Source organism: Alcanivorax hongdengensis A-11-3, assembly GCF_000300995.1.
In the GTDB taxonomy this organism is placed as follows: Bacteria; Pseudomonadota; Gammaproteobacteria; order Pseudomonadales; family Alcanivoracaceae; genus Alcanivorax; species Alcanivorax hongdengensis.
This window is the reverse complement of the sequence record NZ_AMRJ01000026.1, coordinates 1-26,523: the sequence shown is the minus strand read 5'-3', so window position 1 is coordinate 26,523 and position 26,523 is coordinate 1. Positions and strand designations below refer to the sequence as shown.

32 protein-coding genes are annotated in these 26,523 nt (G+C 63.1%); 16 read left to right on the top strand and 16 right to left on the bottom strand.

The window, feature by feature from the left end; translation table 11 throughout:
• Window positions 1-13 precede the first annotated feature (13 nt).
• A complete protein-coding gene (locus A11A3_RS13770; RefSeq protein ID WP_008929927.1) occupies window positions 14-604 on the bottom strand; it encodes an outer membrane beta-barrel protein in 591 nt (196 codons plus the stop codon).
• A 115-nt stretch (window positions 605-719) separates the two neighbouring features.
• Between A11A3_RS13770 and A11A3_RS13765 the strand changes: the two genes are divergently transcribed.
• On the top strand, window positions 720-1,655 hold the full coding sequence (locus A11A3_RS13765; RefSeq protein ID WP_008929926.1) for a homoserine kinase: 936 nt from the start codon (window positions 720-722) through the stop codon (window positions 1,653-1,655).
• Here the strand turns inward: A11A3_RS13765 and A11A3_RS13760 are convergent.
• On the bottom strand, window positions 1,652-2,752 hold the full coding sequence (locus tag A11A3_RS13760) for a cellulase-like family protein (RefSeq protein ID WP_008929925.1): 1,101 nt from the start codon (window positions 2,750-2,752) through the stop codon (window positions 1,652-1,654). The genes A11A3_RS13765 and A11A3_RS13760 overlap by 4 nt on opposite strands.
• A 133-nt stretch (window positions 2,753-2,885) precedes the next feature.
• Here A11A3_RS13760 and A11A3_RS13755 point away from each other — a divergent pair, with 133 nt between their 5' ends.
• Complete coding sequence (locus A11A3_RS13755) at window positions 2,886-3,245, top strand: hypothetical protein (protein ID WP_157375717.1); 360 nt, start codon at window positions 2,886-2,888, stop codon at window positions 3,243-3,245.
• 11 nt (window positions 3,246-3,256) lie between these two features.
• On the opposite strand, the gene A11A3_RS13750 is transcribed toward A11A3_RS13755, so the two are convergent.
• A complete protein-coding gene (locus tag A11A3_RS13750; protein WP_008929923.1) occupies window positions 3,257-4,126 on the bottom strand; it encodes a metal ABC transporter solute-binding protein, Zn/Mn family in 870 nt (289 codons plus the stop codon).
• A gap of 67 nt (window positions 4,127-4,193) precedes the next feature.
• Between A11A3_RS13750 and znuC the strand changes: the two genes are divergently transcribed.
• From znuC to A11A3_RS13735, 3 genes are read left to right on the top strand one after another with little or no spacing between them, the layout of a single operon-like run.
• Window positions 4,194-4,961, top strand: coding sequence for a zinc ABC transporter ATP-binding protein ZnuC (znuC, locus tag A11A3_RS13745; RefSeq protein WP_008929922.1), 768 nt, complete (start codon window positions 4,194-4,196; stop codon window positions 4,959-4,961).
• Complete coding sequence (gene znuB, locus A11A3_RS13740) at window positions 4,954-5,736, top strand: zinc ABC transporter permease subunit ZnuB (protein WP_008929921.1); 783 nt, start codon at window positions 4,954-4,956, stop codon at window positions 5,734-5,736. The genes znuC and znuB overlap by 8 nt, the downstream gene beginning before the upstream one ends.
• A gap of 37 nt (window positions 5,737-5,773) precedes the next feature.
• Complete coding sequence (locus A11A3_RS13735) at window positions 5,774-7,057, top strand: MATE family efflux transporter (RefSeq protein ID WP_008929920.1); 1,284 nt, start codon at window positions 5,774-5,776, stop codon at window positions 7,055-7,057.
• On the opposite strand, the gene A11A3_RS13730 is transcribed toward A11A3_RS13735, so the two are convergent.
• From A11A3_RS13730 to rd, 6 genes are all read right to left on the bottom strand, one after another.
• The gene (locus tag A11A3_RS13730) at window positions 7,031-8,128 is read right to left on the bottom strand and encodes a GGDEF domain-containing protein (protein WP_008929919.1); all 1,098 of its coding nucleotides are present in this window, start codon (window positions 8,126-8,128) and stop codon (window positions 7,031-7,033) included. The genes A11A3_RS13735 and A11A3_RS13730 overlap by 27 nt on opposite strands.
• Window positions 8,129-8,355: 227 nt before the next feature.
• Complete coding sequence (locus A11A3_RS13725) at window positions 8,356-8,766, bottom strand: VOC family protein (RefSeq protein WP_008929918.1); 411 nt, start codon at window positions 8,764-8,766, stop codon at window positions 8,356-8,358.
• A gap of 102 nt (window positions 8,767-8,868) precedes the next feature.
• Entirely contained in the window at window positions 8,869-9,516 is a 648-nt protein-coding gene (locus A11A3_RS13720; RefSeq protein ID WP_008929917.1) for a hypothetical protein, read from the bottom strand.
• A 164-nt stretch (window positions 9,517-9,680) separates the two neighbouring features.
• Window positions 9,681-10,058, bottom strand: coding sequence for a hypothetical protein (locus A11A3_RS13715; protein WP_008929916.1), 378 nt, complete (start codon window positions 10,056-10,058; stop codon window positions 9,681-9,683).
• A 99-nt stretch (window positions 10,059-10,157) separates the two neighbouring features.
• Window positions 10,158-11,306, bottom strand: coding sequence for an NAD(P)/FAD-dependent oxidoreductase (locus tag A11A3_RS13710; RefSeq protein ID WP_008929915.1), 1,149 nt, complete (start codon window positions 11,304-11,306; stop codon window positions 10,158-10,160).
• Window positions 11,307-11,372: 66 nt separating this feature from the next.
• Window positions 11,373-11,537, bottom strand: a complete 165-nt coding sequence (gene rd / locus A11A3_RS13705; protein WP_008929914.1) for a rubredoxin — start codon at window positions 11,535-11,537, stop codon at window positions 11,373-11,375.
• A gap of 207 nt (window positions 11,538-11,744) precedes the next feature.
• Here rd and A11A3_RS13700 point away from each other — a divergent pair, with 207 nt between their 5' ends.
• From A11A3_RS13700 to A11A3_RS13675, 6 genes are all read left to right on the top strand, one after another.
• Complete coding sequence (locus tag A11A3_RS13700) at window positions 11,745-12,275, top strand: chorismate--pyruvate lyase family protein (protein WP_008929913.1); 531 nt, start codon at window positions 11,745-11,747, stop codon at window positions 12,273-12,275.
• A 53-nt stretch (window positions 12,276-12,328) separates the two neighbouring features.
• Window positions 12,329-13,204 (top strand): 4-hydroxybenzoate octaprenyltransferase, encoded by an 876-nt coding sequence (gene ubiA / locus A11A3_RS13695; RefSeq protein ID WP_008929912.1) that lies wholly within the window; start codon window positions 12,329-12,331, stop codon window positions 13,202-13,204.
• Window positions 13,205-13,373: 169 nt separating this feature from the next.
• Window positions 13,374-14,078, top strand: coding sequence for a phosphate regulon transcriptional regulator PhoB (gene phoB, locus A11A3_RS13690; protein ID WP_008929911.1), 705 nt, complete (start codon window positions 13,374-13,376; stop codon window positions 14,076-14,078).
• Window positions 14,079-14,145: 67 nt separating this feature from the next.
• Complete coding sequence (gene phoR / locus A11A3_RS13685; RefSeq protein WP_008929910.1) at window positions 14,146-15,456, top strand: phosphate regulon sensor histidine kinase PhoR; 1,311 nt, start codon at window positions 14,146-14,148, stop codon at window positions 15,454-15,456.
• Between the two features lie 6 nt (window positions 15,457-15,462).
• A complete protein-coding gene (locus A11A3_RS13680; protein WP_008929909.1) occupies window positions 15,463-16,047 on the top strand; it encodes an LOG family protein in 585 nt (194 codons plus the stop codon).
• A 100-nt stretch (window positions 16,048-16,147) separates the two neighbouring features.
• The gene (locus A11A3_RS13675) at window positions 16,148-16,324 is read left to right on the top strand and encodes a DUF1328 family protein (RefSeq protein ID WP_008929908.1); all 177 of its coding nucleotides are present in this window, start codon (window positions 16,148-16,150) and stop codon (window positions 16,322-16,324) included.
• A gap of 42 nt (window positions 16,325-16,366) precedes the next feature.
• Here the strand turns inward: A11A3_RS13675 and A11A3_RS13670 are convergent, their stop codons facing one another.
• From A11A3_RS13670 to A11A3_RS13655, 4 genes are all read right to left on the bottom strand, one after another.
• Entirely contained in the window at window positions 16,367-16,909 is a 543-nt protein-coding gene (locus A11A3_RS13670) for an NADPH-dependent FMN reductase (RefSeq protein WP_008929907.1), read from the bottom strand.
• Window positions 16,910-17,362: 453 nt separating this feature from the next.
• Window positions 17,363-18,223 carry a pirin family protein gene (locus A11A3_RS13665; protein WP_008929906.1) on the bottom strand — a complete coding sequence of 287 codons (861 nt, stop codon included), beginning with the start codon at window positions 18,221-18,223 and terminating at the stop codon, window positions 17,363-17,365.
• Window positions 18,224-18,274: 51 nt separating this feature from the next.
• The gene (locus A11A3_RS13660; protein WP_008929905.1) at window positions 18,275-19,276 is read right to left on the bottom strand and encodes a glutathione S-transferase family protein; all 1,002 of its coding nucleotides are present in this window, start codon (window positions 19,274-19,276) and stop codon (window positions 18,275-18,277) included.
• A 26-nt stretch (window positions 19,277-19,302) separates the two neighbouring features.
• On the bottom strand, window positions 19,303-19,890 hold the full coding sequence (locus A11A3_RS13655; protein WP_008929904.1) for an FMN-dependent NADH-azoreductase: 588 nt from the start codon (window positions 19,888-19,890) through the stop codon (window positions 19,303-19,305).
• 119 nt (window positions 19,891-20,009) lie between these two features.
• On the opposite strand from A11A3_RS13655, the gene A11A3_RS13650 reads away from it, so the two are divergent.
• The 3 genes from A11A3_RS13650 to dsbG all read left to right on the top strand — a co-directional run bounded on the left by A11A3_RS13650 (window position 20,010) and on the right by dsbG (window position 22,102).
• Complete coding sequence (locus tag A11A3_RS13650) at window positions 20,010-20,912, top strand: LysR family transcriptional regulator (RefSeq protein ID WP_008929903.1); 903 nt, start codon at window positions 20,010-20,012, stop codon at window positions 20,910-20,912.
• Between the two features lie 95 nt (window positions 20,913-21,007).
• Window positions 21,008-21,526, top strand: a complete 519-nt coding sequence (locus tag A11A3_RS13645) for a DUF4136 domain-containing protein (RefSeq protein ID WP_008929902.1) — start codon at window positions 21,008-21,010, stop codon at window positions 21,524-21,526.
• A 12-nt stretch (window positions 21,527-21,538) separates the two neighbouring features.
• Window positions 21,539-22,102 (top strand): thiol:disulfide interchange protein DsbG, encoded by a 564-nt coding sequence (dsbG, locus tag A11A3_RS13640; protein WP_008929901.1) that lies wholly within the window; start codon window positions 21,539-21,541, stop codon window positions 22,100-22,102.
• A gap of 181 nt (window positions 22,103-22,283) precedes the next feature.
• Here dsbG and A11A3_RS13635 read toward each other — a convergent pair whose 3' ends face one another.
• Genes A11A3_RS13635 through pyrR form a run of 3 tightly spaced genes read right to left on the bottom strand, consistent with a single transcriptional unit; the run spans window position 22,284 to window position 25,085 of the window.
• On the bottom strand, window positions 22,284-23,573 hold the full coding sequence (locus A11A3_RS13635) for a dihydroorotase (protein ID WP_008929900.1): 1,290 nt from the start codon (window positions 23,571-23,573) through the stop codon (window positions 22,284-22,286).
• Entirely contained in the window at window positions 23,566-24,579 is a 1,014-nt protein-coding gene (locus A11A3_RS13630; RefSeq protein WP_040297225.1) for an aspartate carbamoyltransferase catalytic subunit, read from the bottom strand. The genes A11A3_RS13635 and A11A3_RS13630 overlap by 8 nt, the downstream gene beginning before the upstream one ends.
• On the bottom strand, window positions 24,576-25,085 hold the full coding sequence (gene pyrR / locus A11A3_RS13625) for a bifunctional pyr operon transcriptional regulator/uracil phosphoribosyltransferase PyrR (protein WP_008929898.1): 510 nt from the start codon (window positions 25,083-25,085) through the stop codon (window positions 24,576-24,578). Before pyrR ends, A11A3_RS13630 begins: the two co-directional genes overlap by 4 nt.
• Window positions 25,086-25,191: 106 nt before the next feature.
• Between pyrR and A11A3_RS13620 the strand changes: the two genes are divergently transcribed.
• On the top strand, window positions 25,192-25,737 hold the full coding sequence (locus A11A3_RS13620; protein ID WP_157375715.1) for a hypothetical protein: 546 nt from the start codon (window positions 25,192-25,194) through the stop codon (window positions 25,735-25,737).
• On the top strand, window positions 25,734-26,327 hold the full coding sequence (locus A11A3_RS13615) for a transglutaminase-like domain-containing protein (RefSeq protein ID WP_008929896.1): 594 nt from the start codon (window positions 25,734-25,736) through the stop codon (window positions 26,325-26,327). The genes A11A3_RS13620 and A11A3_RS13615 overlap by 4 nt, the downstream gene beginning before the upstream one ends.
• Window positions 26,328-26,523 lie beyond the last annotated feature (196 nt).

Here is a 26,523-nt window from a genome sequence, read left to right as displayed (position 1 = left end):
GCTGTGTCCTCGTTCAGAAATACCACTCCAGGCCACCTTCCACGCTGGTAATATCGATATATTCCCGGGTGGTGTAATGCATATACTGCAAGGTCAGGCCGATATTGTATTCGGTACGCAACCCCGCACCCACGCCCCAGGCAAAAGTGGTGTCATCGTTGCGTTCCACATCGGAGCGACAAACACCAGCATTACAGTAACGGCGATCTGTCTTGACCTTGGTGTCGGCCAAACCGGCAAACCCCTGCACAAAAAGACTGTCTATCCGGGGCAAGGCGACCGGTGACTGGAAGGGCAAGCGGCCGGTCAGCAGAAGCGCCCCCACATGATCAAGGGTGTAGTCCACTTTGCGGCCGTTATTGCCGCGCCAGGTATCCGGGGAAGGGCCAACACCGGCCCGCAATTCCACGCCCCAGTGCTCATCAAGCATACCGCCCAGACGAACATTGACGCCGGCCGGATTCACAGCGCCATCGTCATACTCCAGCTTCATGGCCATCAGTGAACCGCCCACGTAGGCGTTGCGACGGTCCTGATAATGCGCAATGGAATCCGCCCACAGGGACGGGCTGATCAGCAACCCCACAAGAATCAGATAACGCATGGTGCTCTTCCTGTTGTTATTGTTGGAACAAAATTGTTGCGAGAAAGTGTTATACCATTGAGCGGTATGCCCGGTCCGCCCCGAGCGCCCCTTTTTGTGCAATCGAGCCACGTCCATGTCTGTCTACACACCGCTGAGCGCCGAGCAACTGAACGACGCCCTCCACCCCTACGGCCTGACACTTGAGCAGCACCGGGCCGCCAGCCATGGTATCGAAAACAGCACCTTCCTGATTGACGCTCGCGACAGCGGCGGCCGGCCCCGGGCGCTGGTGATGACCCTGTTCGAACAGCTCAGCGCCGAGCAGCTGCACCCCTACCTGGCCCTGCTGCTGGCACTGGACAGCCAGCAGCTGCCGGTGCCGGCACCGCTCACCCACGATGGCCGGCAACCGCTGATCACCGTGGCCGGCAAGCCGGCCATCGTCATGCCGCGCCTGCCCGGCCACCATGAATTTTCCGTGGATGCCGAGCAATGCCAACAGATCGGTGGCTGGCTGGCGCGGCTGCATGCCTGTGACTGCCAATCACTGCCGGCCCTGCCCACCGAGCGCCAGCGGCTGGCGCAGCTGGCCGGGCAACTGCCGGCGCTGCCGGAACACGAGCGCGCCCTGGCGACGGCACTGCTGGCTCGCTGGCAGGCGATTCCAGCCGGCCATACCCTGATCCACGGTGACCTGTTCCGCGACAACGTGCTGTGGCAGGACGGGCGCATCAGTGCCCTGCTGGATTTCTACAACGCCTGCCTGGACTGCCCGGAGTACGATCTGGCCGTTACCCTGAACGACTGGTGCGTGGACCCGGACAGCGGCCAGCCCATGCCGGAACGGCAACAGGCCCTGCTGAGCGGTTACCGGCAACAGGGAGGGCGCCATGACCCGGAGCGTCTGAGCCTGGCACTGGCGGTGGCGGCGCTGCGATTCTGGCTGTCACGGCTGGCCGGGCCGGTGTCGTCACACAGCGAAGGGCAGGGCAGCAAGGACCCGGAGGAGTTTGCACGGATTTTCCGCCAGCGCATTGAGGCGCTCCAGCAGGCTACTGGAGCGGACTAGGCGCCAGCCAGAATCATGTTGTTGAGGTGCGCCAGGTAATCCTGCTCCTGCCACAACCAGGGGTATTCCGGGCAGGCCGCCGAGGCCGGCGTCATCATCTGCACCCCCTGGGTGGTGGCGTTGACCACCATCATTTCATGCAGGTCGCCCCAGCCCGGTGGCATGCGCCGCAGGTCCGCCGGCACCTGCACGTAGCCGCCACCAATCACCGGCTGCAGACGACGCAGCCGGGTAAAGGCCATGCGCCGCTGCAGCTGCTCTTCCAGGCGCCGCTGCCAGTGGCTGCCACCGGCCTCCAGCAGCAGATGTTTGACCGGCCCGCTAAGGCGTGACAACAACCCGGGCATGGGCACCGACTCGCCACTGGCCAGCCGATAGCGCGGGTCATCGTCCAGCCACAGGCTGAAATCGAGAAAATCCAGTTCACTGGTATCCAGCTGACGCAGTGCCTCGCTGAGCACGGTGGTGGTACTCAGGCCGAACTGTACAGACGGAAACAGCGCCTTGAGCGCCCGCGGCACTTCCACCAGATAGGTTTCCACTTGTTCGCCGGCGCGCTCGGACCAGCGCCGCGGCAGCGGTTTTTCCGGGGAACGGCGAAACACGCGCCGGGCCACGCCATGGGCATAGGGTTGGGCGGGGAACTGGTAACAGAAATCCACCCCGGCCACGTCTTTCAGGTAACCCCATTGCTTGACCAGCCCCAGGGTTTCGCTCCATACCGCGACAAAATCCGAGGGCCGGCGCACAAAGGAACGGCGGGCCCGGCTGTCGTTAATGAAACGGCTGCTGAACCAGAGTTTCAGGCCACGCTCCCGGGCGGAGGTCAGCAACGATTGCAGCGCTTCACGAATGCGCACTTCCACCAGCTCACCGCTGTCGGTAATCAGTTCGCAGCGGTCGATGTGGATACCGTTTTCCGGGGTGGCGATCAGGTGCGGGCAGGGATCGATACGCAGGGCGTTGAAACCACGGTCGCAGGTTTCATCCAGCACCCGCTCCAGGGACCCGTACTCACCGTGGCGGCCACGGCGCAGCAGCCAGGATAAATCCCAGCCGGCCATCGCCAGGGGTTGTATGTCAGCGTCCCGCGCCATCCACGTTCCTCACCAGTCAAGCGGACCAGCATACCTGTTTCGGGCACTGTCTCAATGGCTGGCTGACCGCCACCGGGCGATTGACCCAGCCGGACACATTCCCTGGCACCGCCGGCGGCGCTATGATGACCTCATGAAACCAATAATAATGGCGTTGCTGCTCACCCCGTTACTGGCGTGGAGCGCAGAACAACTTCCGGACAATGCGCCACCGGACAGCGAAGCGCCCCAGCCGAAGAAAAAGCCCTCGGCACCAACCCTGGATGGCAAGGAAATGGATTCGTTCTACCTGCAATCACCGGTGGAACTGGATACCAGTGACGAGCGCAAGGGGCTCAATGCCATCAGCAAGGACAACCGCTACCCGGACAACGGCGCCAATGACATCAATCGCCAGCGCCAGGCCGAGTCGGTGACCCCGCCGCCGCTGCCCGCCGACAACGATGTCCCCAAGGCGCCGCCGCCCACATCCATGCCCATCCGCGGCATGTAATCAGTGGCCGCTCAGGCGTCCTCACCACTGAGACATTGCCGGAAGCCGTCCACCAGGGTGTCCAGCCAGGGCACGTAGGTGGCCGGCGTGTCACCGCGGCCCAGCGGGTCCAGCGGCGTCATGCGGCAGTCGCTACAGAGTTTCTTCAGCAGTGATTGACGCGCTTCCGGCTCGACAATGGCGCAGCGGATCTTTTCCTTTTCGATTTGCCCGGCCAGCGCCACGAATCGCTGGCTGCCCGGCCCGGCGCCCAGCTGCCGGGTGACCACCACCGGCTCCGCCAGCCCCAGCGGGCCAGTGAGATACCCCCAGGGATGGTGATAGGTGAGCCAGGCAGTGCTGGCCCAGGGCTCCAGGGCTTGCTGCCAGCGGGCCTGATGCTCGGCAAGCGCCGCGTCAAAGGCTGCGGGTTGCCCCTCGGCCAGGCCGTCCGGGTATTGCTCGGCCAGGGCGGTGGCCAGCAGTGTCATGTTGCGCGGCGACAGCCACAGGTGCGGGTTGAGGGTGGCATCATGATCGTCGTCCGCGTGCTCGCCGTGCGCCTGTTCGTCATGGCCATGGCCCTGCAATCGCGCCACGCCGGGCAACGACAGCAGCGCCAGAGAATGGCCGGAACGGCGGGCGATCAGGGGCACCAGGGCCGGGTCCGCCTGGCTGCCCAGCCACACCACCAGATCCGCCTGCTGCACCATCAATGCCTGGCGCGGCGACAGGGCCAGATGATGGGGATTCTGGTTGGCCTCAAGCAGGGTCTGCACCGTCACCGACGGCCCGTAAAGGCTGCGCAACAGCTTGGCCAGCGGCTCCACACTGGCAACCATGGTCTGGCTCCATGCGGCCGAACCGACCAGCAGCAGAGCGGAAAAAATCAGTGCACGCATCTCGCACCCCGTGAACCCGTGAAGGCGGCAGTATATCATTGCCCCTTTGATTTTCAGGGGTTATCCCATGTCAGAACCGCTGGTCAGTGTGAAATCGGTGTCCGTGAGCCTGGGTGGCAACCCGGTGCTGTCCGATGTCAGCCTGACACTGACAGCGGGGCGCATCACTACCCTGATCGGGCCCAACGGCGCCGGCAAGAGCACCCTGGCGCGGCTGGTGCTGGGCCTGATTCCGGCGGATACCGGCACCATTAGCCGTCGCAAGGGGTTGCGGGTGGGCTACATGCCCCAGCAGATCAAGATCGATGACAGCCTGCCGCTGACCGTGGACCGTTTCCTGTGGCTGGCGGCCTCCGGCCCCACCGCCGCCCGCCGTGAAGCCCTGCAACGGGCCGGCGTGGCCCACCTGCGCCGGCGCGCCGTGCAGCGACTGTCCGGTGGCGAGATGCAGCGCGTGCTGCTGGCCCGGGCGCTGCTGCGCAAGCCGGACCTGCTGGTGCTGGACGAACCTGCCCAGGGGGTCGATGTGGCTGGCCAGAACGCCCTCTACGGGCTGCTGCGCGAGGTCCGCGACGAACTCGGCTGCGCCATTCTGCTGGTGTCCCACGATCTGCATCTGGTGATGGCCGCCACCGACGAGGTGATCTGCCTGCAACGCCATGTGTGCTGCTCGGGTACGCCGGAATCGGTGAGCCGCGACCCGGCCTACCACGAGCTGTTCGGCCCCGGTGCCGGCACCCCCAACCTGGCGCTCTATACCCATGATCATGATCACGACCATGATCTGCACGGTAACGCCCATCACCACCACGAAGGCCCCTGCAACCATGATTGAACTGCTGCTGCCCCCCCTGCTGGCCGGCCTGGCCGTGGCGCTGGTGGCCGGCCCCATGGGCGCCTTTGTGGTCTGGCGCCGGATGGCCTTCTTCGGCGACACCCTGGCCCACGGCGCCCTGTTGGGCGCCGCCCTGGGGCTGGCCGCCGGCATCAACATTTACCTGGCCGTGGTGGCGGTATGCCTGGGGCTGGCGGCGGTGCTCACCGGCCTGCAACGCCAGCGCCAGCTGGCCAGCGACACCCTGCTGGGCATCGTTGCCCATACCACCCTGGCCCTGGGGGTCATTGCCATCAGCCTGCAACAGGGCATTCAGGTGGACCTGTTTGCCTACCTGTTCGGCGATCTGCTGGCCGTCGGCTGGCACGATGCCGTGGCCCTGTGGAGCGGGGCGCTGCTGATCCTGGTGATGGTGCTGTGGCGCTGGCGAGCCCTGCTGAGCATCACCGTCAGCGAGGAACTGGCCCAGGTGGAAGGCGTGGCGGTGCAACGCACCCGGCTGTTGCTGATGCTGCTGCTGGCGTTACTGATTGCCGGTGCCATTCGCACCGTGGGCGTGTTGCTGATCACGTCATTGCTGGTGATCCCCGCCGCCAGTGCCCGCCGGCTGACCCATACTCCGGCCCAGATGGCGCTGGTGGCCAGCCTGTTCGGCACCGTGGCGGTGATAGCCGGCCTGACCGTCAGCTGGTACGCGGACACGCCGGTGGGCCCGTCCATCGTGGTGGCGGCCAGCAGCCTGTTCGTGTTGAGCCTGCTGCGCCGCGGTTCATGAAACGACCCGCCCCGATCAGCCCGTTCACCGGGGCCGCATGACACGCCTGAACCGTCGCATCTGGATGCTGGCCTGGCCGCTGCTGCTGTCCAATCTGACGGCGCCGCTGCTGGGGCTGGTGGACACTGCGGTGGTCGGTCACCTGAGCTCGCCCCGTTACCTGGCGGCGGTGGCGCTGGGCGGCAACTTTTTCATGTTCCTGTATTTCTCCTTCAACTTCCTGCGCATGGGCACCACCGGCTTTGCTTCCCAGGCCCGCGGTGCCCGCCGTGATACCCGGGTAATACTGCTGCGCGGCCTGCTGTTGTCCGCCAGCCTGGGCGGGTTACTGATCGTGCTGTCACCGCTGCTAAGGGATACCGGCCTGTGGTTGCTGGGCGGCAGTGAGCCGGTACAGACACTGGCGCGGGACTATATCGATATCCGCATTCTCGGCGCGCCGGCGGCGCTGGCCAATTTTGCCCTGATCGGCTTTGCCATCGGCACGCACAATACCCGGGTACCGCTGAAAATGACGCTGCTGATGCACAGCAGTAACGCCCTGCTGGATGTGCTGCTGGTACAGGTATGGCACCTGGATGTGCGCGGCGTGGCCAGCGCCAGTGCCTGCGCGGAATATATCGGCCTGGCCGGCGGGCTCTACTGGTTGCGCGCCGCGCTGCGGCCCCCGCCCCGGCCCGAACGGCTCTGGCACGGCGGCGCCGTGCTGGCGCTGATGGCAGTGAACCGGGATATCTTTATCCGCAGCCTGGCGCTGCTCAGCACCTTCTTTTTCTTCACCGCCCAGGGGGCCCGCCTGGGCGATACGGTACTGGCCGCCAATACGGTGCTGATCACCTTCCTGCTGTTGCTGAGCAATCTGCTGGACGGCTTTGCCAACGCCGCCGAAGCCCTGGTGGGGGATGCCCGGGGGCAGAACGACCGGGATGCCTTTGCCCGGGCGGTGAAAACCACCGGCCTGTGGACGGTCGGTTGTGCCGGCCTGGCCCTGTTCGCCTTTGCGCTGGGCGGCGCGCCGCTGATTCACCTGCTCACCGACCTGCCCGCCATTCGCGATAGCGCCACCGACTACCTGCCGTGGATGGTGTTGCTGCCGGTCACCGCCAGTGCCGGTTTCTGGCTGGATGGCATTTTCGTGGGCGCCACCTGGGGCACCGCCATGCGCAATACCATGCTGGCAGCGGTGCTGGTGTTTTTCGGGCTCTGGTGGCTCACCCGAGGCTGGGACAATCAGGGACTGTGGCTGGCCCTGAATGGCTTCATGGCCAGCCGGGGCGTGCTGATGGGCGCCGTGCTATGGCGCCGACTTGGCGCGGCCTGACCCGTTGGCGGGGGAGGTCGCGGCTTTTTTCTTGTCGGTCTTGTCCAGATACATGCGCCGGTCCGCGCTCTTGAGCAGCACATCGGCGGATTCGTAATGCTCCGGGCCGGTCTGCACGATGCCCATGCTGATACTGACGCCGGGCAGGCGCTCGGCCAGCAGTAACCGCACCCGCTCGCAGAAGCTGGTGCGGGACTGTTCCTCGGTGCTGTTGGCCAGCACCACACAGAACTCATCGCCGCCGTAACGCACGCAGGTGTCTTCTCCCCGGGCGGTTTCCATCAGCACCCGACCCAGGTCACAAAGCACCCGGTCCCCGTAGGCATGGCCACGCAGGTCATTGAGTTCCTTGAAATTATCCACATCCACAAAGATCAGGGAGAGTGGCTCATTACGGCGCTGGGCGGCATGCAGCGCCCGTTGCAGGCCCTCGTGCAGGTAACGGCGGGTGGTCAGGCCGGTGAGGGCATCGGTGCGCAGCTGGCCATTGCGCATGGCCACGGTTTCCTCCAGCGCGCGGGCGTATTTTTCGGTACGGTTCTTCACCGCCTCGATTTCCGACAGCATGCTCTGAATGTAGGTCTCGAACACCAGGGTCACGTCGAAATAGATCAGCTTGTCCAGGGCCGTCAGGGCCGCTGCCCGCTGCTCACTGTCTTCCAAGGCATCGATGATGCTGCTGACCAGCAGCCGGCGCAGCAGGTAAACCGCCGACAGATAGAGCTTGAGTTCCACGCCAATGCGTTTGTGTACCAGGCCGATACGCAGGCGGTTGTTGGTGTATTCCAGGTCGTAGACGCCGGCAAACAGGTCGAGAATGTAGCGGCGCTGGGCGGATTGCAGACGATCCAGGGTATCGGCATCACCGATCAGGGCGGCGATTTCCAGGTTGCTGGTCTGGATGCCGTAGAAGGTATCGACGATGTCGTCGAGCTTTTCATCCACCAGGGGGCGACATAGCAGCAGGGCGTCCACGTCGTCCTGGTCGAATTCCAGTAAATGTTTGCGCGAACCGATATCAATCTCGGTAATGCGCATCTGCTCAAGCAGCGTTTTCAGGCTTGAATGCATGCCGACCCCCGCACCCGCTGTGCTCTCCCTGTCGATGGTTGTGCTGCGACGGCCTCTCCCTGGGCCCTCTGCCACATCCTTATTCTTGATAATACGCCGCTACCACAAGCAGGCCATAGCCCGGCCAGCCCAACCGGGCTGTTTCACCCGGGGATCGGACAAACGGTCTGAAAAGCGGGGTTTTCCGTATCAAAAAAGCCACATAAACAGGCAGTTGGCGCCACTCATCAGGCCCAGGGATCGTAACTGCCGATATTCCAGAGGTGGCCCTGGGGGTCACGGAAGGTGAAATGCTGACCGCCATAATCCTGGCTGCGCAGGGCGATGATCACCTCGCCGCCCTGTTCCTTGACGCGCTGGTAGACTACCGCCGGGTTGGCCACCACCACATAGGGGCTCTGGGTCTCGGCCCCCACCTCGTCGGGCTGGCGGATCTGCTGGCCGTATTCGTTGTCCTTGATACCACCCAGCATAATCATGCCATTGCCCAGCACCAGCTCGGCATGGGCCACGTCGCCGCTTTCATCCAGATACACGGCTTTTTCGCTGAAACCGATCACCTCACACAGCCAGCGAATGGCGGCATGGGCGTCGCGGTACATCATGGTGGGGATGATGGCGGGGGTAATGCTGGACATGACGGCCTCCTGCACGCTGGGCGGGGTATTCCCGACCCCGGCAGGCCAGCATAGGCCGGTCATCCCTGCGCCTCAAGCGGCACAGGGTGACCAAAATCACGACTAGCGCTTGAGCTTCAGGGCCCCGTCCTTGTCGAGCTGACGCACCAGGGTGGAAGCATAGCCCTTGGCGCCCTTCTCCACGTTGACCGGATTCATCACTTTCGACTGGGCCATCCAGACCGGCTTGCCGGTCTGCACGCTGTAGAGCTGACTCTGCAGGTAGTAGTCGCGGGTATTCTGGTAGTAACCGGGCTGGTAGATGGCGTTGTAGTTGTAGCCCACATAGGGGCCATAGCCCAGATACATGGGCGCGGCGGTCATGGGTACGTAATCCACCTGGGGTGGCACGTATTCGTCACGCTCGTCGATCTTGAGCAGGGAGACCACCAGCACGCCATCGGCACCACTGGCGCGCACGCTCTTCTCGACCTCGGCACGGAAGTTCTTGGCCTTGTCCACATCGGCCGGCAGGGTCTCATGGCCGAGAGTGGCCATCACCGCCCGCTTGCCCAGACTCTCCTTGACCGCATTTTCCACCGCCGCAGCATTAACCGGGTTGTTGGCCAGTGATAACACATAGATATGGTTGAAGGCCGGCTTGTCCTCGCCGGTCTTGACCTGCCAGGTGGAGTTGACTTCGGTGGTCGCGGCACAGGCCGCCAGCAACAGCATGGCACCCAGTGCCAGAAAACCTTGAACCCGCCGCATGGAATATCCCTTTTTATGCATGTGGAAGACAGGCTCCAGATTACTGGGGCTGTCCTCCCAGGCCAAGTAGACGGAGAACATTTATCAGGGAAGGGAAAGGGGCAATGGCGCAGCGCCGGGCATCGCCAGGCGCCGCCTTGAGAAAACCCTGCGCGAAAGCGGCGTTATTTCTTGCCGCCGGGCATGATGAACTTCATTAGCGTCATGAACCACATCAGCTGGCCCGGGTCCCCCTCGATCTTGATGTCGCCGGCCTGCATGCCTTCCATGAAGGCCATCTGGTTCTTGCCGGCCACCTGCAGGGTGTGGAACGCGTAACCCGCGTCCTTGAAATTCAGGGTCACGGTGGGCTGCGGGTGAATGCCGCGCCGGGACACCACCTTACCGGGGGTGAAGTGAAAACTACGCGCCGGCTTGCCGGCAAAGGTACGCCACTGCATCACCACATTGCGGTTTTCCAGCTGCTTGCGGAACCCCTCATTGCGCCAGGCCAGCCAGCGCAGGCGCCAGCCCAGAATCAGCAGTACCAGAGCAAATTTCATGCGGTCTTCCTTCCCGGTTTCCTGTTGCGACCCAGCCTTTGTACCACAGTGTCCGGGGTGCGCGGGTGGCCGGGCCACCCGCCACCACGGGCCGGCGGGTTACGGCATGATGGCCGGCAGCTCCTTGTTGAGCTTCATTTTTTCGCTGACCGCATCGCCGGTGAGGGCGTAGCCAAGCAGGCTGCCGTCCTTGCCGCGGAACAGGGCCTTGACGGTGTTGCCGTCGGCTTCCACGTCCCAGTCGCCCTCACTGCCTTCCGCCGCCGGGCACACCACCACCGGGCAGGCCGGGGTCTTGATGGTCACCGGCATGACGCCGTAGCTCACCTCGGTGGTGTCGCCGGCCAGGGTCTTGGCCAGGGCCCGGGCGCTGGCCATCAACGGCAGTACGTAGGGCAGCACGTGGCCCTGAACTTCGGCGCAGTCGCCCAGGGCGTAGATGCCCTCGGCGCTGGTGCGCAGGGTCTTGTCGGTGAGGATGCCGCGGTTGGTCTTGAGGCCGGCTTCCTTGGCCATCTCGATACGCGGGCGCAGGCCGATGGCGGACAGCACCACATCGGATTCCAGCTGAGAACCATCGGACAGCTCGGTTACCAGGGCACCGTTATCGCCGTGATGCACGGCCTTGGCCAGCGGGCCGAAGTGGAAGGTCACGCCCAGATCCGCCAGGCCACGACCCACGGCTTCGGACGCCGGCTCCGGCAACAGCAACGGCAGACAACGGCCCATGGGCTCCACCAGGGAAACCTGGTAGCCACCGTTGGACAGGTCATTGGCGAACTCACAGCCGATCAGGCCACCCCCCAGGATGGTGACGGTCTTCTTGCCTTCCAGGGCCGCGCGGAACTTGCTGTAGTCCATCAGATCATTGACCGAGAACACCTCGCCCACGGCATCGCCTTCCAGCGGCGGGGTCCAGGTGTCGGCGCCCAGCGCCAGCACCAGCTGGCTATAGTCCAGGTGGTCATCGGGCAGCAGTACCCGTTTGTTGTCCGGGTCGATGCCGGCCACATGGACACCGGTGCGCACGTCCACATTGAACTGCTCGGCCACTTTCTCGGCGGTGGCCATGCACAGGTCATCAGCGGTTTTTTCCTTGGTGAAGCCGGCGGACAGCATGGGCTTGGAGTAGTTACGGCCGTCGTCAGCGGTGAGCATGACGATGGGCGTTTCCTTGTCCAGCTTGCGGAATTCCTTGACGGTGTTAAAGCCGGCCAAGCCGGTACCGATGATGACGATCGGGTGCATCAGCAATCCTCTCCAGTTAAATTGGGCGGGCAGGGGGCAGGGCGGTGAGCAGCCCTGGCTGGCGGCTTAGATTTCCACCATTTCGAAATCTTCCTTGCCCACGCCGCAGTCCGGGCAGACCCAGTCTTCCGGCACGTCGTCCCAGGCGGTGCCGGGAGCGATACCCTCATCGGGCAGACCTTCGGCTTCGTCATAGATGAAACCGCAAACTACACATTCCCACTTCTTCATTGCGAACAACCTCTCGGTATCGCAGTAAGCGCTCGCTTACTGCCTATAAAACAGCCTGTTTATCGGGGGGCGTTAACCTATCGGCGCCGGCGGCAAAAATCAATCACAATGGCGACCGTCCGGTCCTGACAGACCGGCCAAGCCTTGCCCGAATGGCGGCGATAGGCCATAGTCCTGCCGCCTTCGATGCTGACCGGATTTACCCCGATGCCGCCTGCCGCCCTGCACCCTGATACCCTCTGGCGCCCGCTGGAACAGCTGGTTCTGACGCCGGTGCTGCGCGACTGGATGGCCGACCCGGGCTCGCTCACCGCCCGCCTGCAGCGCCATGGCCGCTTTCGAGTGCAACCGGGCCGGCACGCCATCACCCCGCCCTCGCAGGAGGAACGGCAGCTGCTGGGCCTCCCCGGCCGGCAGGCGGCGCTGATCCGCGAGGTCACCCTGCTGCTGGACGATACGCCGGTAGTGGCAGCGCGCAGCGTGCTGCCGCTGTCCAGCCTGCGCGGCGCCAACCGGGTGCTTGGCCACATGGGCAGCCGCTCGCTGGGCAGTGAACTGTACCGTCGACCGGCGGCCCTGCGTGATCAGGTCTGGGCCCGCTACGGCGCCCCCCACAGCGGCGAGGCGCCCTGCTGGGGGCGCCAGTCACGCTTTATCAAACGCGGTCACCCGCTGCTGGTGGCGGAATATTTCCTGCCGGCGCTGTGGCAAAAAACCGGCGACCGGCCCGGCGGTTGAACGCTCCGCCGTTCCCCCCGACAATGTGGTCGCCCACGACAACCGGACGTGCCATGTTTGCCTTCGTAGAACAGCGTTATCCCGCCCTGTGGCCCTATATCCAGCTGATGCGCCTGGATCGCCCGATCGGCACCCTGCTGCTGATGTGGCCCACACTCTGGGCCCTGTGGATCGCCGGCAATGGCACCCCCAGCCTCAAGAACATCGTCATTTTCGTGCTCGGCGTCTTTCTGATGCGCGCCGCCGGCTGCGTGATCAATGATTTTGCCGACCGGGATTTCGACGGCGATGTGGAACGCACCCAGGGCCGGCCACTGGCCACCGGCGCCCTGACCAGCAAACAGGCCCTGCTGCTGTTTTGCGGCCTGGGCCTGGCGGCCTTCGTGCTGGTGCTGTTTCTCAATGAGCTGACCTTCTGGCTGTCCTTCGGTGGCCTCGGGCTGGCGGTGCTGTACCCCTTCACGAAGCGCTTTACCTTCATGCCACAGCTGTTTCTGGGCGCCGCCTTCAGCTGGGCCATCCCCATGGCTTTTGCCGCCGAGACCAATACGGTGCCGGAAATCGCCTGGCTGCTGTACGTGGCCAATCTGGTCTGGACCGTGGCCTACGATACCGAATACGCCATGTGCGACCGGGAAGACGACCTGAAGCTGGGTATCAAGAGCACCGCCATCCTGTTCGGTGACGCGGACCGGCTGATGATCGCGATTCTTCAGGGGCTGACCCTGCTGGCGTTGATCATGGTCGGTCGCCGGCTGGATTTCAGCTGGCCCTGGTACGCCGGCCTGGCAGCCATGGCGGTGACCTTCGTGTTCCAGCACGGCCTGATTCGCTACCGGGAGCGCTGGCCCAGTTTTTTTGCCTTCCTGAATAATCACTGGAGCGGCGCGCTGGTGTTTGCCGGCCTGTATTTCCAGTATTTTCTCTGACATTTCCTTTCTTATCCCGGGGGTTCGTAACCTTTGAGCCCCCGCGCCAACGCCTGCCGCCGTGACAAGTGCTTGCAAAACCCGCAAAAATCGGCGCAACTTGTCATATGCGTGTCATAAAAAGGCAATCTAATGGGACCTGCTGATAGACAGGCAAGGAAGGAAAGCCATGTCCCGTAACCGAATTCTGATTGTTGACGACGAGCCGGCCATCCGCGAGATGGTGGCCGTGGCGCTGGAGCTGGCGGACTTTGATGTCCTGGAAGCCGAGAATGCCCAGCGCGCCCATGAACTGATCGTGGACGAGCGCCCGGATCTGGTACTGCTGGACTGGATGCTGCCCTCGGTCACCGGTATCGAGCTGGCCCGCCGGCTCAAGCGTGATGACACCACCAACGAAATCCCCATCATCATGCTCACCGCCAAGAGCGAAGAGGACAACAAGATCCAGGGGCTGGATGTGGGCGCCGATGACTACGTCACCAAGCCGTTTTCCACCCGTGAGTTGATCTCGCGTATCAAGGCCGTACTGCGCCGTGCCTCGAGCACCGCCGCCGAGAAGGCCATTGATGTGGAGGGCCTGTGCCTGGACCCGGTCAGCCACCGTATCAGCGCCAATGACGAGCCGGTGGAGATGGGCCCCACGGAGTACCGCCTGCTGGAATTCTTCATGAGCCACCAGGAACGGGCCTACTCGCGCACCCAGCTGCTCGATCAGGTGTGGGGCGCCAATGTCTATGTGGAAGACCGCACCATCGATGTACACATTCGCCGTCTGCGCAAGGCCCTGGCTCCACACGGCTTTGATCGCTTTATCCAGACCGTGCGCGGCACCGGTTATCGCTTCTCGGTGAAAGCCTCAAAAGCCGGCTGAAACGGCAAAATGTGGTAGGGTGCAGACATTACTGCACCCACAACCCTTGCAAGGCAGATCGCCCGACATGAATGCCAGCCTGGCCAAGGAAGTCAATCGCATCATCGGCCTGATCGGGCTGTCACTGTTGGCAGCCATTCTGGTCGGTCATTTCTGGCCCCTGATTGTCGGCCTGCTGGGCTATATTATCTGGAGCACCCGCCAGCTGTTCGGCCTGTACCGCTGGCTGACCCAGGAAGACCACACCGAGCCACCGGACAGCAACGGCCTGTGGGGCGAGTTCTATACCCGCCTGGAACACCTTTTCCAGAAGGAACGGCGCGCCCAGGAAAACCTGCAGGGCATCATCCACCGCGCCCAGCAATCGGTGAACGCCCTGGAAGATGTGGTCATCCTGATTGACCAGCATGGCTATCTGGAATACTGGAACCAGGCCGCCGAGCGCTTCATGGGCTTTCGCGCCAGCCAGGATCTTGGCCAGCCGCTGACCAACCTGGTTCGCCACCCCAAGTTCACCAGTTATCTCGCCAAGGGCGATTTCCGCGAAGCGCTGGAGATCCCCTCACCGGTGGATGACAACCGCATTCTGCAGTTTCGGGTCACCGAGTTCGGCGTCGGCGAGCAGTTACTGATGGCCCGGGACGTGACCCGGCTCCATCACCTGGAACAGATGCGCAAGGATTTCGTTGCCAACGTCAGCCACGAACTGAAAACCCCGCTCACCGTGCTCAAGGGCTACCTGGAAACCCTGCTCGATACCATCCCGGAAGAACAGGGCCGGCTGCGGCGGGCGCTGGTGCAGATGGACAGCCAGTCCAACCGCATGGAAGCGCTGGTCTCCGACCTGCTGCTGCTGGCACGCCTGGAGGGCACCGAAGCCAACAACCTGAACCAGGCGGTGGCGGTGCATGGCATGCTCAATCGCATGCGTGAAAATGCCCTGGCCCTGAGCGCCGACAAGCACCACCGGATCGAGCTGGACGTGCCGGAAGACGCGCGCCTGCTGGCCAACCCGGCGGAGCTGGAAAGTGCCTTCGGCAACCTGATCACCAACGCCGTCAAATACACCCCGGCCGGCGGCCACATCGTGATACGCTGGTGGCAGGATGACAAAGGCGCCCACCTGTCCGTGAGCGACAATGGCATCGGTATCGACCCGGCCCATATCCCGCGTCTCACCGAGCGTTTTTACCGCCCGGACAACAGTCGGGTCACCCAGACCGGTGGCACCGGCCTGGGCCTGGCCATCGTCAAGCATGTGATGATCCGTCACAACGGCCGTCTGGAAATTCGCAGCGAACTGGGCAAGGGCAGCACCTTCACCTGTCACTTCCCGCCGGCGAGACGGGTCAGCCACCCTGCTGCCATCGCAGGCTGAATTTTTATGCAAACACTCTGCGTCTACTGCGGCTCCAGCCCCGGCAACGGCAGCCGCTACATACAGGCCGCCGCCGACCTTGCCAGCGAACTGGTGGCCCGTGACATCACGCTGGTTTATGGCGGCGCCAGCGTTGGCACCATGGGCGCACTGGCCAACGCCATGATGAGCCGGGGCGGCCGGGTAATCGGTATCATTCCCGATGCACTGATGCACCGGGAAATCGGCAACGACCATGTCACTGAATTGAAAATCGTACGCTCCATGCATGAGCGCAAGGCCGCCATGGCCGAGCTGGCCGACGGATTTATTGCCTTGCCCGGAGGCATGGGTACGCTGGAAGAAATTTTCGAAATTCTCACCTGGGCGCAACTCGGTTTTCATCACAAACCCTGCGCCCTGCTCAATGTGGATGGTTACTACGACCACCTCACCACGTTTCTCGACCATGCCGTAACGCAGGGTTTTCTCAAACCCTGGCATCACAAGTTGCTGCAGGTACACAACGACCCGGCCAGCCTGCTCGACAGCTTCCGTGACTATCAGCCACCACAGGTGACTACCTGGATTCGCAAGCAGGAACAGCTTTAGGCCACATTGTCAAAAACCGTCAAATGGCGCTTGCCATCACGGCATGGGTTTTCACGGCTGGCAGGATGATAAGTCCCTGAGCCAACAAAGAGGACTTCTCATGCTTGGATGGGCACTGATATTTTTTATTGTCGCGATCATCGCTGGCGTGTTCGGTTTCTCCGGTATTGCTGCCGGCGCCGCGTCCATCGCAAAAATCATTTTCTTTATTTTTATTGTACTGCTGGTAATCAGCCTGATTGCCAACGCCGTGCGCGGCAGAGGCCCGAAGATATAACCGGCCGGGCACCCCTTCCGGGGTGCCTGCTCATGAAAACGGTTATGACAGACGCTGATGCCATTCCTGCAACGCCTTTAACTGGGCGGCAATCATCTCCCGGGATTTTTCGTCCCTGAGGTCGCCGTTTTCATCGCATTTCTCATGGGCGGCGGAGACGAACACCTCCGGCTTGTTAAGCGGATGCATGTCCAGAAAGATCAACACCTGGCGCAGATGATACTGGCTGCGACTGGTGCCCATGCCCCCCATGGAGGCGCCCATGATCGCCGCCGGCTTGCCGGCGAAGATGCCACCGGGCACCCGTGACAACCAATCGATGGTGTTCTTCAACACACCGGGAATGGAATAGTTGTATTCCGGCGTGGCAAACAACACCGCATCGGCGGCCTTCACCTTGTCCGCCAACGCGGTCACCGCCGCTGGCCGGTTATCGCCATCCTCATCACCGTTATAGAGCGGAATCGCGGAAATATCCGCATCGATAATGTCCATACCCGCCGGCGCCAGCTCCCGGGCGGCACGCACCAGACCGTGATTAAAGGACCCTTTGCGCAAACTGCCGGCAAACGCGATGACTTTCATTGTGTGACTCCCTGTGACATTGAACCTGTCCCTGAGCTTCACCAAAAGAGACGGCCTTGGCAATCAACGATTGTGTAACAGCGGTGGCGGCATAAAAAAGGTTTCTCGCGGATTAGGGGGAAATCGGCCTGGTCCAACGTCTGAGGTCGGACGTCGGACGCGATAGGCTGAAACCCCGAACCCCAAAAATCTTCACCGGCTCGTCCCCTGTGGCAATGCTGTTCGCTTTAGATGTTAAGCCCCTCTCCCCTTGCGGGGGAGGGGTTGGGGAGGGGGGCATAGGCGTGCGCGTGCAGGAGGTGCCTCGAAATCTCAGTACTGCGCCAACTGTCGGGGTTGAGATTGGCGTCCGACCTCTGACGTCCGACCTTATACGTTTTCCCGCAATTCCGCGAAGAACCACAAAAAAGCCCCGGCAGAGCCGGGGCAGGGTTGGGGTCTTGGAGACGCGGATTACAGCTGTGACGGTTCCGCTGTCAGGGTACCATCGCGATAGTCACTCAGGGCCTGATTGATCTCGTCCTGGGTGTTCATCACGAATGGCCCGTACTGGGCGATCGGCTCACCAATAGGTTTACCGGCCAACAGCAATAACCGGGCACCGGCGTCGCCGGCCTGGACGGTGACACTGTCACCATCGCCCAGGGTGGCCAGGTGATCGGTCTGCACACTGTCGTCACCGATGCGCAGCTGGCCTTCAAACAGATAGATGAAGGCGTTGTAGCCGCGTGGTGTCGGCACCGTCAGGGCTTCACCCGGGCGCAGGACGATGTCCAGATAGAGCGGGTCGGTACTGCCGCCTTTCACCGGGGCACTAAGCACCGCATTGCCCAGTGTCACTTCACCGGCGATGGCTTTCACCTGACCGCCACTGGTCAGATCCAGGCGCGGCATGTCGCTATCAGCCACATCCCGGTAACCGGCCGGCTTCATTTTTTCCGCCGCCGGCAGATTGATCCACAGCTGGAAACCGCGCAGCAGGCCGTTTTCCTGTTGCGGCATTTCTTCATGAATAATGCCGCGCCCGGCGGTCATCCACTGTACGCCGCCCTGCTTGAGGTCGCCTTCGTTACCCAGGTGATCACGATGGCGCATATGCCCCTCGATCAGATAGGTAACGGTCTCGAAACCACGATGGGGGTGCGCCGGGAAACCGGCGATGTAGTCATCCGGGTTCTCCGAGGAAAACGCATCCAGCATCAGGAACGGGTCCAGTCGCACCATCGGGTTATAACCCAGCGCGCGCTTGAGACGTACGCCGGCACCATCGGATGTATCCAGTGCACGAAGGGTGTGAAGAATGTTGCGTTCCATGGGAACCTCCTGCCCTTGCGGGCGCTCACTGACACCCCATTGCGTCAGTGCTTACTGCTCGATATGTCGCTCGCCCAGCCGCTCACGGCCGTGCGCTGTCTGCCAGTCCAGCTGCGGGCCGATGGAGATGATCCCGTGGGGATTCACCGTCGGGTGGCTGCGGAAATAGTGATGGCGAATATGCGCCATGTTCACCGTTTCCGCCACGCCGGGCAGCTGGTAGATATCCTTCAAAAAGCCCTGCAGGTTCGGGTAATCACTGATGCGCCGGCGGTCACACTTGAAGTGGGTGACATAAACCGGGTCAAAACGCACCAGGGTGGTCCACAGGCGAACATCCGCTTCGGTCAGCGTATTGCCCACCAGGTAGCGTTGCCCCGCCAGCCGTTGCTCCAGCGCATCGAGCTGCTGGAACAGGGCATCCACCGCCTCGTCATAGGCCGGCTGACTGGTGGCAAAACCGGCCTTGTAGACGCCGTTGTTGACCCGGTGGTAGACCGGCTCGTTGATGGCGTCGATCTGTGCCTGCAGGGCCGGCGGGTAATAGTTGCCCGGCGTGGCGCCCAGCGCATCAAAGCTGCTGTTGAGCATGCGGATGATGTCCGCCGACTCGTTGCTGACAATGGTTTCGCGCTGCTTGTCCCACAGCACCGGCACGGTGACCCGGCCGGTGTAGCGGGCATCCGCCTTCAGGTAAAGCTCATAAAGCTTGCTGAAGCCGTAAAGGGCATCGCCGGTGGCGCCGTCAAAGTCATCGCGTAGTTCCCAGCCGTTTTCCAGCATGTGCGGGTGCACCACGGACACGCCGATATGTGTCTGCAAGCCTTTAAGAGCCCGCATTACCAGCGCACGATGGGCCCAGGGGCAGGCATAGGACACATACAGGTGGTAGCGCCCGCTTTCTGCCGCGAAGCCAGCCTGGCCCTCGGGGCCAGCGTTACCCTCCGCGGTCACCCAGTTGCGAAACTGGCTCTGCGAACGCTGGAAACGCCCACCGGTACTTTTGGTGTCGTACCATTTGTCCTGCCACTGACCATCTACCAGCAATCCCATTGATTTCTCCCTGTATTCGCTACGGCTTACTGCAGTGCCGCCCGGGCTTCACCCATGGCTTTCTCTTTGCTTTCGTCACCCATGTTCAGCCCCTCCGCATAAACGAAGCTGACGCTGGTGATGCCGACAAAGCCGAAGAACAGCTTGATGTACGGGGTCACCGTATCATTGTCGGTGCCGGCATAGATGCCACCACGGGCGGCCAGCACGGTAACCGGCTTGTCGTCCAGCAGACCCTGCGGGCCGTTCTCCGTGTAGCGGAAGGTGATGCCGGCACGGGCCACATGGTCAATCCAGCTTTTCAGCTGGCTGGGGATACCGAAGTTGTACATCGGCAGGCCCAGTACGATCTGATCAGCGGCCCTGAGCTCCTCGATCAGCGCCAGGGAGTAGTCATCAACGGCCTGCTGCTCCGGGCTGCGCTGCTCGGCGGGGGTGAAGAAGGCCCCCACGCGCTCGCCGTCCAGGTGCGGGATACGGTCGGCGGACAGGTCGCGCACCACGATCTCGGCCTGCGGATGCTTCGCTTTCAGGCGTTCCACCTGCTCATTGACCAGGGTGGAGGAATTACCGTCGTCACCGAAAACGCTGCTTTTGATTACCAGAATATTCATAGCCCCAACTCCATTGTCTGGCAGCCGTCGGGCTGCGTTGTGTTGATGGGTCTATTCTTGATTCAGTAAATAAGATATAAAACCGGATAAATTTGTCCTTTTAGCTCAGGAAATTCGATATGTCGGCCAAGATTACCCTGGACCAGTGGCAGGCCCTGATTGCCGTGGTGGACGAAGGCGGCTATGCCAACGCCGCCGAAGCCCTGGACAAGAGTCAGTCGGCCATCAGTTACGCGGTGCAGAAAATCGAAACCGAACTGGGCGTGCGGGCCTTTGGCCTGGAAGGGCGGCGCGCCAAACTGACCGAAACCGGCCACCTGCTTTATCGCCAGGCCAAGGTACTGGTGGAAGAAGCCACCCGCATCGAGAAGGCCGCCATCCAGCTCAGCCAGGGCTGGGAACCGCTGGTGCGCATTGCCGCCGATGCCCTGTTTCCCCAGCACTGCATGCTGTCAGCGCTGGACGCCTTCGCCGCCCACAGCCCGCTGACCCGGGTGGAGTACACCGAAACCGTGCTGTCCGGTGCCAACGAGGCCCTGCTGCGCCACGAGGCCGACCTGGTGATCACCGGGCGGGTGCCGCCGGGCTTTATCGGCGAGCTGCTGATGCCCATGCGCTTTGTGGCGGTGGCCGCCGCCGATCACCCGCTGCATCAGCATGACAATCTGAGCCTGGAAGACCTGCGCCAGCACCGCCAGATCGTGATTCGTGACTCCGGCAGCCAGCGGGTGGATTCCGGCTGGCTGGAGGCCGAACAGCGCTGGACGGTCTCCCATCCGAGTACCCGCATTGCCGCCATCCGCCGGGGCCTGGGCTTCGCCTGGGTACCGGAAAGCGAGCTGGGTGACAGCCTGCTCACCGGCGAGCTGAAGATCCTGCCGCTCAAGGAAGGCCGTGAACGGGTGATCGGCCTGCACCTGGTGGTGGCCGATGGCCAGTACGCCGGGCCAGCGGCCCGCTACATGGCCGAGCGCATTCGTGACGCCGCCCGGGAACCCTGCCCGGATGCCGGCATCGAATAACACAGCGGCGCCTTGCGGATTTTTCACTTCACACTGACACCGCAGGCCGAGCAATCCGCTATGCTGATATGACGCGACATTGGCAGGAGAAAACGATGCGTTGGTTACCCCTGTTGTTTGCCCTGTTACTGACGGCCTGCGCCAGCCCGGTGGTCACCGATAGCCAGGCCGGTACCGATTTCCGGCAATATCACAGCTACACCTTTGTCAGCGACAAACCCGATGCCCCCAAGACCCTGGACGATCAGCGCATTGAAACGGCGCTGGACCAGGCACTGGCCAGCAAGGGGCTGAGCCCGGCGGCCAGCACCGATCAGGCAGACCTCGAGGTCAAACACTTCTACCAGCAGGAGCAGCGCATCGAGGGCAGCAGCGTGCAGGTGGGCTTCGGCTTCTTCCGCGGCCCGCTGGGTGTCAGCACCAGCACGCCGGTGGAGGGGGAAACCACCCGCCAGTACCAGCTGGTGGTACAGCTCATTGATCACCAGAGTGGCAAGGTGGTGTGGCAGGCCACCAGCCGCGACCGGCTCGATGACATGAGCACGGAACGACGCACCCAGCATCTCAATGATGCGGTGGAGGCCATGTTCAAACGCTATCCCCCTGAATCGTAAACCGGAGTTACCATGAAACACCTGGCCATGGCCCTGTTCGGCCTGCTGTTACCCCTGGCCGGCCTGACCGCCGAGCGCCCCGCCGTGCTCGACAAACTGGCCGCCAGCACCTGGGTGGCCGAAGGCCCGGCGCAGCCGGAGCGGGTGGCCTACATGTTCACCGACATGGCCTGCCCCTACTGCGCGAAGATGTGGGCCGAAATGCAGCCCATGCTCAATAACCCGGCCAACACCGTGCAGGTGCGCCATATCATTGTCGGCCTGATCAACCCGGACACCAGCTTCAGCCAGGGCGCCGCCGTGCTCGCCGCTGACGATCCGGCTGCGGCCCTGGCCAGGCACGAGAGCCGCTTTCGCGAGGGCGGCATCCAGCCGCTCAATCCGGTCCCCGACGCCCAACGCCAGGCGATCCAGGCCAACACCCGCCTGATGATGGCCATGGGCCTGGGCGGCACACCGACCATGGTGTTTCAGGACAGTCAGCAGCGCTGGCGCTTTGCACCGGGCCTGATGGACAAGCGCGACCTGCGCAACGAGGTATTCCAGCTACCGGGGGACGCGATGTCGTCGGAATAAAAAGGCCGCATCCCGTGCGTAATGCTGTTCACTTAAGCGGAGCAAATCTGGCTCAACCCTTTCTGGCAGGTCCCCTCTCCCCAACCCCTCTCCCGCAAGGGGAGAGGGGCTAAACGCTTAAGTGAACAGCATTACATCCCGTGCGGCCTTTTTGTTGTGGCTGGCTGTCACGTAACCGGCATCAATCGGTCAGCCAGCTGACCTTGCCATGGCAGACGGTGAGCTTCACCGCACCTTTCAGGTGTGCCCTGCGCCAGGGGGAGTTGCTGCCGGCGGACAGCCAGTTCTCGGCCATATCCCTGTCAGCCCCCGCATCCAGCACGCAAAGGCTGGCCGGGCGGCCGGTTTCCAGCTGGCCGGCCTGAATCCCCAGGCAGCGGGCCGGGGACGCGGTGATCGCCTCCAGCGCCCGGCTGAGCGTGAGCTCGCCATCCTCCACCAGCGACAGCACCAGCGACAGCAGGGTATCCACCCCGGCCATGCCCGGTTTGGTGGCCGGAAACGGCGCTGCCTTGCTGGAGGACCCGATCGGGGTGTGCTGGGAGCAAATGGCGTCAATGGTGCCGTCGGCCACCGCTGCCAGCAGGGCCTCGCGATCCTCGGCGCTACGCAGCGGCGGGATCAGGTGGCAATGGCTGTTGAAGCCTTCCAGCGCGGACTCGTCCAGCAGCAGGTGCTGGATACTGACATCGGCGGTGACCGGCAGGCCACGGCGCTTGGCGGCGCGCAGCAGCGGCAGGGAGTCGCGGCTGGAAATCTGCTGGAAATGGGCCCGCACGCCGGTGGCTTCCACCAGCAACAGGTCGCGGGCCAGGTCTACACTTTCCGCCACGGCGGGAATGCCCGGCAGGCCCAACCGGGTGGCCACGGCCCCCTCGTGGGCACAACCGCCGGCGCTCAGGGACGCATCCTGGGGCCGGAACATGACCGGCAGATCGAAGGTGGCGGCATATTCCAGGCAACGCTTGAGCACCAGCGCATCGGCCACCCGTGCCCCGGCATTGCCAACGGCAATACAGCCGGCCTTCGCCAGGGTCACCATCTCCGCCAGCTGGCTGCCCGCCAGCCCCTGGGTCATGGCCGCCACCGGCATCACCCGGGCAAAGCCGGCCTGACCGGCCTGCTCACGGATCAGGCGTACCACGGCGGTGGAATCCACCGGCCCGCAATCCGGTTGCGCGGCGATATGGGTAATGCCACCGGCGGCGGCGGCCCGGGTTTCGCTGGCGATATCGCCGGCACGGCCGCTGCCCGGCAGTGACAGGTGCACACAGGCATCCACCAGCCCCGGCACCACCCAGTGCCCTTCGGCCTCGACAATATCGGCGCCGGGGGCATCCAGGCTGGCACCTATGCGCACCAGCCGGCCGTTTTCGACCAACAGGTCGGCCACATCATCACGACCACTGGCCGGGTCGATCACCCGGCCCTTGCGAATCAGCAGATTGGCTTTGGACGGCGACTTAGCCATGGGCACCTCCCGCCAGGGTCTGGGCGGCACTGCTGTCCTGGCCGCTGATCGCCATGGACATGACGGCCATGCGCACGGCAATCCCGAAAGTCACCTGCTGCAGAATCACCGAGCGGGGGCCGTCCGCCACTTCCGAGGCGATTTCCACGCCCCGGTTGATGGGGCCCGGGTGCATGACGATGGCATCGTCCCTGGCGAAACGCAGCTTGTCATTGTTGAGCCCGTAGAGGCGAAAGAATTCCGATTCGCTGGGCAGCAGGGCGGAATCCATGCGCTCGCGTTGCAGGCGCAGCATGATCACCACATCCACATCCTTGAGCCCCTGGGCCATGTCGGTGAACACCGTGGCGCCGAGCGCTTCGGCGTCCACCGGCAGCAGGGTTCGCGGGCCGATCAAGCGCACTTCCTCGGCGCCCAGGGTATTGAGCGCATGCACCTGGGAACGGGCCACCCGCGAGTGCAGGATGTCACCGACAATCGCCACCCGCAGCCCCTCGAAGGCGCCCTTGTGGTGGCGGATGGTGTACATGTCGAGCATGGCCTGGGTGGGGTGGGCATGGCGGCCATCGCCGGCATTGATCACCGCCACGCTGGGCGTCACCTCGTTGGCAATGAAGTAGGGCGCCCCGGAGTCCTGGTGGCGCACCACGAACATGTCCGCGGCCATGGCCTCCAGGTTGCGCAGGGTATCGAGCAGGGTCTCGCCCTTGCTGGTGGCGGACTTGGCAATATCCAGGTTGAGCACATCGGCACTGAGGCGCTTGGCCGCCAGCTCGAAGGTGCTGCGCGTGCGCGTGCTGGACTCGAAGAACAGGTTCACCACCGTCTTGCCGCGCAGTAGCGGCACTTTCTTGATCGCCCGGCCGCCCACATCCACAAAGCTGGCGGCGGTATCCAGAATGTCTTCCAACAGGGGGCGGGGCAGGTGTTCCGTGGTAAGGAAATGGCGAAGCTTACCGTCGTCGGTAAGTTGTACGCGGGAGGATGGCGCAAGCGTCGGCGTCATTCTTCAGGCCTTATCTCTCGAATCTCCGCCACAAGGGGGGCGGGCCCCCGTAATTCTACCCGCTGATGGGGGGGCAATGCCAAAGTTTCCCCGCAAATATCGGCACGGATCGGCAATTGCCGGTGGCCGATATCGAACAGGATAGCCAGGGTAATGGATGCCGGGCGGCCGAAATCGAACAACTCGTTCATGGAGGCGCGAATGGTGCGGCCGGTCATCAGCACATCATCCACCAGCAGGATATGCCGGCCATCCACATCAAAAGGCAGCTTTGAGGGCCGCGTGGCCGGCTTGAGGCCACGGGTATCAAAATCATCCCGGTAGAATGACGGGTTCAGGGTGCCCATGGGCAGCGCCGACGGCAGGCGCTGATTGAGGGCCTCGGCCACCCAGGCACCACCGGATTCGATCCCCACCAGCAACGGCTCGCGACCGGTCATCCACTGGCCGATCTGCTCGGCCATGGTATCCAGCCGCTGTTGCAGCTGTTGTTCATCCCAGCTCAAGGCACTGCCTCCCTATGCGTATTAAAGCGTTAGATTAACAGAAGCTTTTGCACATAAGGCAAGGGGCGGCCAAACTGTGTGCAAAACCAGCCGGGCCCACTGCCACATGACCGCCACCGTGACCTACATGACGCCCCCCGATGCCACCCTCGCCATTGGTGTGCCGCAACGGCTCAGCCGCAAGCTGTGCGTGCTGTTTCTGCTGGCGAGCCTGGGCAGCGCCGGGCTGGCGCTCAGCTGGTCGAGCTGGGCCGGCCAGGCGCCCGATCTCCTGCGCCTGCTGCCGGCGGCCATGGCGCTGGTGTTCCTGGTCATCGGCGCCCGCCCCCGGCACTGGAAAGCCTGGGTGTACTTCAAGGTGGACTACAACGGCCTGTGGTTCCCGGCCCGCATTCCGCAACCCAAACAGCAGGCCTGGCTGCGCGTACCCTGGGTTGATGTGAAGCAGATGCAGGTGTTACCCGGCGCCGATGGCCGCGATGCCCTGGTGCTGGAACTGGCCATCGACAGCGCCCAGCAACAGCAGTTCTTCGCGGAGGTCCACCAGCAACGAAACACTCTGCTGGACGGCAACACCTTTTCGGTGGCCTACCGCAGTTTCTTTGTGCCCCCCAACGCCACCCTGCAGCAGCTCAAGGCCCTGCAGTCATGAGCGAGCTGGATATCTATCTGGCAAACAGCGAACACATCGACTGGCAGCACCCGACGCTCCGGGCCAGGGCCGCCGAGCTGGCCGCGGGCCGCCAGGACGACGCGGCCATTGCCCAAGCCTGCTTCACCTTCGTACGGGACCATATCCGCCACAGCTGGGACTACCAGGCCAACCCGGTCACCTGCAGCGCCTCGCAAGTGCTTGAACACGGCACCGGCTACTGCTATGCCAAAAGCCACCTGCTCGCCGCCCTGCTACGCGCCAACCAGATCCCCGCCGGCCTGTGCTACCAGCGCCTGACCATCAGCAACGACCAGCCACCGTTCTGCCTGCACGGCCTGAACGCCATCTACCTGAAGGACCATGGCTGGTACCGGGTGGATGCCCGCGGCAACAAGGACGGAGTGGATGCGCAATTCACTCCCCCGGTGGAGCAACTGGCGTACCCGATAATCAATGAAGGCGAAGCGGACCTGCCGGAAATCTGGGCCGAACCGCTACCTGTGATTGTCAAAACGCTGGAGAAATACACCACCTACCAGGCAGTGGCGGAGAACTTGCCGGATATTGCCATTGGCGCTCAGCGCTAAATTCCGCGGAGACCGCCAGCAGCCCCCACAACCTCGGAGCATGTCAGCGGCTGAAAAATAACAGGACACCCATCAACCTAGACTCACGGGAAAATCATCCCAGAGCGCAAGCCACTTTTGACTCGCGATCCATCAATCTTCCCGTCGCTTGGACAAAGACCTTAACGAGGGTGTTCAAAACTCTGTGTCACAGCCA